Source organism: Pedobacter psychrodurus (assembly GCF_032678585.1).
Taxonomy (GTDB): Bacteria; Bacteroidota; Bacteroidia; order Sphingobacteriales; family Sphingobacteriaceae; genus Pedobacter; species Pedobacter psychrodurus_A.
This window is the reverse complement of the sequence record NZ_JAVTSN010000033.1, coordinates 79,102-88,183: the sequence shown is the minus strand read 5'-3', so window position 1 is coordinate 88,183 and position 9,082 is coordinate 79,102. Positions and strand designations below refer to the sequence as shown.

The window sequence follows — 9,082 nt, the reverse complement described above, 5'->3', positions numbered from 1 at the left end:
TAGCCAACGATATCAGGTCATTGTGAAAAGGACATCTATCGAACACCTACAATAGTGAACCAATAACCAACTAACACCCTTAAAATTAAATTTTTATATTTAAAATGATAGACAAAAAAAAGGGAGAATCTTTCAATTCTCCCTTTTAGTGCACTTGTAGGGATTCGAACCCCAAACCTTCTCATCCGTAGTGAGATGCTCTATCCAATTGAGCTACAAATGCGTTTCCGTATCGTTAACGGACTGCAAAGGTATAATTTGATATTTTAATTTCCAATTAAATTTAAAAAAAATATCAAATTATCTTTTGCAATTTATGCTTTACGCGCTTAAGGCATCGTTAATTGCTTTAAAATCAGGCAGGTCATGCGCATCTTCTAAAACTTCTGCATAAGCAACTTTTCCTTCTTCATCGATTACAAAAGCCGCTCTTTTCGAAACACCCTTCAATCCAAACACAAATTCGTCGTAAAAAGCACCGTACGCTGCCGATACTTCTTTGTTAAAATCCGACAATAACGGGAACTGGTAACTTTGTACTTCTTTAAATTTACCTAATGAGAATGGAGAATCGACAGAAATACCGATTACCTGCGCATTTATTCCTTCATAGTAGCTAAAGTTATCTCTCATGGTACATAACTGTTCGGTACAGGCTCCGGTAAAAGCCATAGGAAAAAAATGAATGATGACCTTTTTGCCTTTAAATGCAGAAAGTGAAATCTCTGCCAAATCAGAACTGTATAATTTAAAATCAGGGGCGGTATCGCCAACTTGTAATGCCATTTGTATTTTTTTTAGTTAATGTAATAGATTATTAAATGTTTTTATTGTTCAATTGCTCTAAGACTACTGACTCAAGACTATCTTTTCATCTGTTGATCCATAATTGCCAGTCCCTCTTCAAAACTATGCGGATTATAATTTAAATCTTTTATCGTTTTATCCAATACAAAACCCGTTTTAACTGGACGTTTAGCTGTTTGGTTTAAACTGGTTGAACTGATTTCGTTAATAAAAGATGGATCAAGCGACCAATAATCGGCAACTTTTCGCACTAAATCTGCAATACTCATGTAATCTTTACCTGATACATGATAAATCCCCTTCGCATTTTTTTCAACAGCCAGCAAACAAGCCTCAGCCAGATCTTCGGCTAAAGTTGGCATGCGCCATTGATCGTTTACCACATTAAGAGGTGAAGCTTTTTCTAATGCACTCTTGGCCCACAGCACAATATTGCTCCGGCTCATATCATTTGTGATTCCGTATACCAGAATTGTTCTCAAGATTGTCCAGTTTGCTTGTGAGTTTTTCAACAGCTCTTCGGCCAATACTTTCGATTCGCCATAATAACTTACAGGGTTAACAGCATCTTCTTCTCTATAAGGTCCATCGGCACCATCAAAAACAAAATCCGTACTTAAATGGATAAGCTGAATATTTTTTTCTTCACAGATCGACAACAAAGTTTGAACAGCATCTACATTAAGCTGATTACATAGTTCTTTATTTGCCTCACAGGTATCCACATTAGTCATTGCAGCCGTATGGACAATCGCACCCGGCTGGTATTTTTGGATAACCGCTCTAACCTGTGCAACATCTAAAATATCCATTTCCGCATATGCATATCCCTCTTTAACAGGGTAACGGTTTATTCCCCTGGATGTGGCTATCAGTTTTACTCTTCCCTCAGCAAGTACTTTTTCTGTTAATTTCTGTCCTAAAAGGCCGTTGCTGCCTGTTGTTAAAATGGTTTTCATAAGCCTTATTTAGGCCTCTAAATTATCGATAAAAACCATGTTGAAAAAATTTATAATATATATTTAAAATTCAGTTGGAATAACTTAACTTTGCCAACCGAATTGGAGCCCCTACAAACAGCTTTAATTCATTGATTGTAATAAATTTACTCACAACAGATATGCCTAACTTAGGAAAAATAGCACAAATTATCGGCCCAGTGGTTGACGTTAGCTTTGCTGATGATGCCCATCTACCTAAAATTTTTGACGCGTTAGAGATAACGAAAGAAAATGGACAAAAAATTGTTTTAGAAGTTCAACAACACTTAGGCGAAGATCGCGTTCGTGCCATCTCGATGGACTCTACAGACGGTTTAGTTCGTGGAATGAAGGTTCTTGATACTGGTTCAGCAATTAAAATGCCAGTAGGCGACCAGATTAAAGGTCGTTTATTTAATGTAGTTGGTGAAGCGATTGACGGTATTACTGCTGTTGATAAAACAGATGGTCGCCCTATCCACGCAACCCCTCCTAAGTTTGAAGATTTATCAACTGAAACTGAGGTGCTTTTTACAGGCATCAAAGTAATCGATTTATTAGAGCCTTATGCAAAAGGTGGTAAAATTGGTTTGTTCGGTGGTGCTGGTGTGGGTAAAACGGTATTAATTATGGAGTTGGTAAACAACATCGCTAAAGCTTATGCTGGTTTATCAGTATTCGCAGGTGTTGGTGAGCGTACTCGTGAGGGTAACGATTTACTTCGTGAGTTTATCGAATCAGGTGTAATCAACTATGGCGACGAATTCTTACACTCAATGGAAAAAGGTGGCTGGGATTTGAAAGCTGTTGATACTGAAAAATTAAAAGAATCTAAAGCAACATTGGTTTTCGGACAAATGAACGAGCCTCCTGGTGCACGTGCGCGTGTAGCATTATCAGGATTAACAGTTGCAGAATATTTCCGTGATGGTGATGGCGAAGGCGCTGGAAAAGATATCCTTTTCTTCGTTGATAACATCTTCCGTTTTACTCAGGCAGGTTCTGAGGTATCGGCATTACTAGGCCGTATGCCATCAGCTGTAGGTTACCAACCAACATTGGCAACTGAGATGGGTTTAATGCAAGAGCGTATTACTTCAACAAAACGTGGATCAATTACATCAGTACAAGCGGTATATGTACCAGCAGATGATTTAACTGACCCGGCTCCGGCAACAACTTTTGCCCACTTAGATGCTACTACAGTACTTTCACGTAAAATTGCTGAGCTAGGTATTTATCCTGCGGTAGATCCATTGGATTCTACTTCACGTATCCTTTCTCCTGCTGTTTTGGGCGACGAACACTATAACACTGCACAACGGGTTAAAGAAACATTGCAACGTTATAAAGAATTACAGGATATCATCGCAATCTTAGGTATGGACGAATTATCTGAAGAAGATAAATTAGTGGTATCAAGAGCGCGTCGTGTTCAACGTTTCTTATCTCAACCTTTCCACGTAGCTGAGCAATTTACAGGCTTAAAAGGTGTATTGGTTGACATTAAAGATACCATCAAAGGATTTAACATGATCATGGATGGTGAAGTTGATGAGTATCCTGAAGCTGCATTTAACTTAGTTGGTAGCATTGAAGATGCAATCGAAAAAGGTAAAAAATTATTAGCAGAAGCGAACTAAGAGAGACGTGAGACACTAGATATGAGATATGAGAGGGACTTGGTCTCAAATCTCATATCTCACATCTCAAATCTATTCAAAATGAATTTAGAAATATTAACTCCAGATAAAAAAGTTTTCGAAGGTGAAGTAACAGCAGTTACGGTGCCTGGTACTTTAGGCTCTTTCCAGATTTTAAAAGACCACGCCCCTATCATCTCTACTTTGGAAGATGGAGAAGTTATTATAAAAGCAAATAAAGCTGATGAGCAACGCTTTTTTATTAAAGGCGGTGTAGTTGAAGCTATCCACAACAAAATTGTTGTTTTAGCTGAAGGTATCGCTTAAGCTAACTATCCGTCATGCTGAATTTATTTCAGCATTTATAAAAGGACTCTGAAACAAGTTCAGATTGACGAAACAGAAAGCCTCCCGATTTAAAAAATCCGGGAGGCTTTTTTTTGTTTGTAGTAACTATTTTATAAAACTGCATACTGCAGCAGTAAATGCCTTATTGTTTTCATAATATAACATGTGTGAACCTGCAAGCTGTACTATCTTTTGGTTTTTAAACTTATAATTTTTGTAATAATCTGGCCCGACAGCATGGTCATCCTTACCTGTTATAATTAAGGTTGGTATTTTAATCTCACTGGTAAGTAAAGCGTAATCCTTAAAATATTCCGGATATTTCTGCACCTTCGTGCTGTCCATTAAGGGCATAAAAAGTGTCATTCCAAAATCGGAAGTCCGTTTATAAGAATTCTCAATACTATCCATTTTAATAATGGTATTGACATCATTGGCTATATATTTATACCCAAGATGAGCTGCACTTAACTTTTTTCGGACTAAAGCCGCGCTACTCATTAATTTTTTAAAATCCGTTTCATTTATAGTGGTATCCCTTTTTAATAGCCCGTATCCATATTCAATTTGTTCCTGCATCTGATTTGTATTCATAAAATGGGCAATTGTATTGGCCATGATGATACCAGTTAAGTGCTCAGGATATTTTAATGCATAATTAATCGCCAGAACCCCACCAAACGAATGGCTGAGTAAATACACTTTTTCTACACCCAATTTTAACCGCAGCTCTTCAATATCTTGCACCACCCGTTCTAAACTGTAGTTTTTGGCATTTTGCGAATGGCCTGATCCTCTTTGATCAAAGTAAAGCATGGTTAAACATTTTTCTAAACTTGCTCCACCCATCTTTTCAAAGGAAAGAAAATCCTGACCAGGGCCTCCATGTAAATAAATACAAACAGGGCCTGTACCTGCTACTTTAACAGACAGCTTCACAGAATCGGATGTTAATGCAATCTGATCACCCGTTTTGAGAAGAGTAGATGAATCCGGGGATGAACAAGCACTAAGTAATACCGTCAAAAGAATCGAAAGGATATAAATTATTTTCATAATTAAGGTTTCTACTATTAAATTACACAACTATTTCCAATAAGCAATCAAACCTGCTCAATAACCTATATATATTTAGACAAAAGCATCAATAATTCTTCGCATTTTAACATCAAAATATTAGCTCATTTTTCAATTTTGAGCATGCTCTTATCCATTTTAAGCAGAAAAATAGAAAATTTATAATGCAAGCATAATAAACATACCGTATACCGTTTTGATATTTGGTCTACGACTATCGGTATTAAATCACTAATCGAACTCCAATTAAGAATAATATTTCGTAGCAAGAACAAATACACAAACAATATTCTGATTTAACTTTTTTCTGATTTCTCTTGCATATTAATGAACCAAAAACTAAATTGGTTTTTATAAAGAATAAGATAATAATGACAATAGAGAACAACATATTTACAAGCCTTACTTCTGCAAAAGCGGTTGGCCATGCAGTGTTGTTACCAGTCGTTTTACTTAACCTCCTACTCCTAAATATTTTATGGAGTAAGAAAATGGGCAGCTTTTAAATAGATTTAAAAAACTAAATATACCTAAAGCGTCCCGATACAAACGGGACGCTTTTTTTAAATAACAAAACAACAGTATTATGAACCGTCCGTCATTAAAAAAGCAAAACAACAAATTGAATGCTTATTTAATCATGGAAAGCTCCATCTGACTGATGAAAAAAAAATAAAATAAACAGATGAAATACTATAATTCTAATACGATTATTTACCTTGATGGGGCTTTCGAAAAAGCTGTAAATAGCAATACTGACCTTTACGGGCAGTCGCTACATTACGGCTATGCTGCTTTCGAGGGTATTAGAGCCTATAAAACCCACAACGGTAACCGTATTTTTAAAGCTGCCGCCCACTTCGATCGCCTAGAGCGTTCGTGCCAGTTGGCAAATATTCCTTTCCCTTGGGATAAACAAGAATTAATTGCCGCAACTTATAAATTACTTCAGTTAAATAAACTGAAAGATGCATATATCCGTCCATTGGTATTTTGCCACCCGAACATGAAATTGAACGGGCCGAGTGGGGTTTCGATCTTAATCTGTGCATGGGAATGGGATGCTTATTCGGGCAACAAATTATTGAATTTAACAGTCTCTGATTACGAAAGACCAAACCCAAAATCGACTCCAATGGAAGCGAAATTGAGCGGAAACTACGTCAACTCCATTTTAGCCACCACAGCAGCAAACATTAAAGGTTACGACGAGGCTTTGCTTTTAGATATGCACGGTTTTGTTGCTGAGGCATCTGGAGCAAATATCTTTCTAGAAAAAGACGGCAAATTATATACCCCATCTGTAGGAAACATTTTGCCTGGGATCACACGCGCAACCGTAAAAGAGCTTTGTACCGTACTGGATATCGAATGCATAGAGAAAAAATTAACCGTAGAAGACCTAAAAAATGCCGACAGCGCTTTCTTATGTGGAACAGCAACTGAAATAGCAGGTATCGCTTCAATTGATGATATTGTTTATCGTCCATTGTGGAGAGAATCTATTGGTTATACCATACAACGGGCTTATAAAAACCTGGTATTGGAGAAGGTAAATTACGAGGTGATTATATAGTGAGAAGCATACTGGCTGAGGGTTAAATAGTTCATGGTTAATGGCATATTAAGCTATGAGCCATCGACTAAAAAACCATCAACCAAAAATAAATTTAAATAATAAAAAACATCTAAAAAGCAGATGACTGAAGATATCAACCAACATTTTCCAAAGGCCTACCAGCAAATTAACGATGCAACAAAAGCATCAGGTTTTGATATGGCATCTGATGTGTTGACCTGCTCTTTGCTCAGAACTCTTGCTTCAACCAAACCTTCAGGTAAATTTCTGGAGCTTGGAACAGGAACCGGTCTATCTACCTCCTGGATATTAGATGGTTTAGATCAAAATAGTACGCTTACTTCGATAGATAATGATGTTAAATTTTTAGCAATTGCCAAGACTTTTCTTGGTGGAGATGAACGCTTAACATTGGTTGATATCGATGGAGCCCAGTGGCTTCAAAAAAATAAAAACGAAAAATTCGATTACATTTTCGCCGATACCTGGCATGGAAAATATTTGCTTTTAGACGAAGCTTTATCTATGCTTAACAATGGAGGGCTTTATATCATTGACGACATGCTGCCACAGCCAAACTGGCCTGATGGCCATCAGGATAAGGCCGTAAAACTGATCAAAGATTTAGAATCCCGTGAAGATTTGTATCTAACCAAACAGGTTTGGGCAACAGGGATTGTAATCGGAGTAAAAAAATAAATAATATTAAAATAGTTCTTTGCATTTTTTAAATAGTTAGTATGTTTGTGATTCATCAAAGACATGAATATAAACACAAACATTATTAGCAACCTAATTATTGTCATTTCTCAAAAGAGAGGTGGAAATCGTTGCGTATAATATAAAAAATATACCCTATCGAAACCGCCTCCGAAACGAGGCGGTTTTTTTTTGCCTCGAAATTATACAACTAACAGAACCAGAATATACATTTTAAACAATGAGCGAATTAAACAAGTACAGTAAAACATTTACACAAGACCCAACACAACCGGCAGCACAAGCTATGCTTTATGGAATCGGATTAACTGATGCTGATATGGCAAAAGCGCAGGTCGGTATTGCTAGTATGGGTTACGATGGTAACACCTGCAATATGCACCTTAACGATCTTGCAAAAGATGTAAAAAAAGGGGTCTGGAATAATGATTTAGTGGGCTTGGTTTTCAATACCATTGGGGTGAGTGACGGAATGAGCAATGGTACTGATGGTATGCGTTATTCACTGGTAAGCCGTGATGTAATTGCAGATAGTATCGAAACTATTTGTGGTGGCCAATATTATGATGGTGTAATTGCCATCCCAGGCTGTGATAAAAATATGCCTGGCGCCATTATGGCCATGGCACGTTTAGACCGCCCTTCGATTATGGTATATGGCGGTACAATTGCACCAGGATATTACAAAGGTGAAGAGCTGAATATCGTATCTGCATTCGAAGCCTTAGGTCAAAAAATCTGTGGTAATCTTTCTGAAGAAGATTTTCAGGGAATTATTAAACATACTTGCCCGGGCGCTGGTGCCTGTGGCGGAATGTACACTGCAAATACAATGGCTGCCGCAATTGAGGCCTTGGGTATGAGTTTGCCATATTCTTCTTCAAATCCAGCCGTTAGCGAAGAGAAAAAACAAGAATGTTTAGATGCTGGTAAATACATCAGGATTTTATTAGAAAAAGACATCAAACCATCTGATATTATGACGAAAAAAGCATTTGAAAATGCGATTCGTTCGATTATCATTTTAGGTGGAAGTACAAATGCAGTATTGCACTTTATCGCAATTGGTAAAGCTATCGGTGTTGAGGTGACGCAAGATGATTTTCAACGCATGAGTGATGAAACACCTGTTTTAGCCGATTTTAAACCAAGTGGAAAATACTTAATGCAGGATTTACACCAATATGGTGGTATCCCAGCAGTATTAAAATATTTATTAAATGAAGGTTTATTGCATGGCGATTGTTTAACGGTAACCGGAAAAACTTTAGCCGAAAATTTAGCTGATGTAAAATCGGTGATGGATTACGATCAAAAAATCATTCAAAAAATAAGTGAGCCAATTAAAGCAACTGGTCACCTACAAGTGCTGTACGGCAACTTAGCCGAAAAAGGTTCTGTTGCAAAAATATCGGGTAAAGAAGGCGAAAAATTCGAAGGTCCTGCACGCGTTTTTGATGGCGAGCGCGATTTAGTTGCCGAAATTTCTTCTGGAAGAATTAAACCGGGTGATGTTGTCGTTATTAAAAACGAAGGGCCGGTTGGCGCACCTGGTATGCCAGAAATGTTAAAACCTACCTCGCTAATTATCGGTGCTGGTTTAGGTAAATCAATCGCATTAATTACCGATGGTCGCTTTTCGGGAGGAACACACGGTTTTGTGGTTGGTCACATTACCCCAGAGGCTTACAAAGGTGGCTTAATTGGATTAGTGCAAGATGACGACCCGATTGAAATTGATGCCGTAAATAATACCATTAATTTAATGGTCAGTGAAGAAGTGATTGCTGAACGCAGAAAAAACTATGTGCAGCCAGCTTTAAAAGTAACAAAAGGTGTTTTATATAAATATGCTAAAACAGTTTCAGATGCGGCCAGTGGTTGCGTAACTGACGAATATTAAGATCAAAAAAATCATCCCCAGATGA

The 9,082-nt window shown here is 37.4% G+C and carries 8 protein-coding genes and 1 tRNA gene; 5 read left to right on the top strand and 4 right to left on the bottom strand.

Annotated features, from left to right (window positions below; translation table 11 throughout):
• Positions 1–149: 149 nt before the first annotated feature.
• The 3 genes from R2S57_RS20300 to R2S57_RS20290 form a co-directional block, all read right to left on the bottom strand.
• Positions 150–223: transfer RNA gene (locus R2S57_RS20300), tRNA-Arg, on the bottom strand.
• 98 nt (positions 224–321) lie between these two features.
• Positions 322–786 (bottom strand): redoxin domain-containing protein, encoded by a 465-nt coding sequence (locus tag R2S57_RS20295; RefSeq protein ID WP_316846766.1) that lies wholly within the window; start codon positions 784–786, stop codon positions 322–324.
• A gap of 77 nt (positions 787–863) precedes the next feature.
• Positions 864–1,766 (bottom strand): SDR family oxidoreductase, encoded by a 903-nt coding sequence (locus R2S57_RS20290; protein WP_316846765.1) that lies wholly within the window; start codon positions 1,764–1,766, stop codon positions 864–866.
• Positions 1,767–1,927: 161 nt separating this feature from the next.
• On the opposite strand from R2S57_RS20290, the gene atpD reads away from it, so the two are divergent.
• Both atpD and atpC read left to right on the top strand, forming a co-directional pair.
• Positions 1,928–3,430, top strand: coding sequence for a F0F1 ATP synthase subunit beta (gene atpD / locus R2S57_RS20285; protein ID WP_116251722.1), 1,503 nt, complete (start codon positions 1,928–1,930; stop codon positions 3,428–3,430).
• Positions 3,431–3,511: 81 nt separating this feature from the next.
• Complete coding sequence (gene atpC, locus R2S57_RS20280; protein WP_055912620.1) at positions 3,512–3,757, top strand: ATP synthase F1 subunit epsilon; 246 nt, start codon at positions 3,512–3,514, stop codon at positions 3,755–3,757.
• A 126-nt stretch (positions 3,758–3,883) separates the two neighbouring features.
• Here atpC and R2S57_RS20275 read toward each other — a convergent pair whose 3' ends face one another.
• Positions 3,884–4,834: an alpha/beta hydrolase gene (locus tag R2S57_RS20275; RefSeq protein ID WP_316846764.1), complete on the bottom strand. Its 951-nt coding sequence runs from the start codon at positions 4,832–4,834 to the stop codon at positions 3,884–3,886.
• Positions 4,835–5,540: 706 nt separating this feature from the next.
• Here R2S57_RS20275 and ilvE point away from each other — a divergent pair.
• From ilvE to ilvD, 3 genes are all read left to right on the top strand, one after another.
• The gene (gene ilvE, locus R2S57_RS20270; RefSeq protein ID WP_316846763.1) at positions 5,541–6,431 is read left to right on the top strand and encodes a branched-chain-amino-acid transaminase; all 891 of its coding nucleotides are present in this window, start codon (positions 5,541–5,543) and stop codon (positions 6,429–6,431) included.
• Between the two features lie 123 nt (positions 6,432–6,554).
• Positions 6,555–7,133 (top strand): O-methyltransferase, encoded by a 579-nt coding sequence (locus tag R2S57_RS20265; RefSeq protein WP_316846762.1) that lies wholly within the window; start codon positions 6,555–6,557, stop codon positions 7,131–7,133.
• Between the two features lie 241 nt (positions 7,134–7,374).
• Positions 7,375–9,057 carry a dihydroxy-acid dehydratase gene (ilvD, locus tag R2S57_RS20260; RefSeq protein ID WP_316846761.1) on the top strand — a complete coding sequence of 561 codons (1,683 nt, stop codon included), beginning with the start codon at positions 7,375–7,377 and terminating at the stop codon, positions 9,055–9,057.
• Positions 9,058–9,082 lie beyond the last annotated feature (25 nt).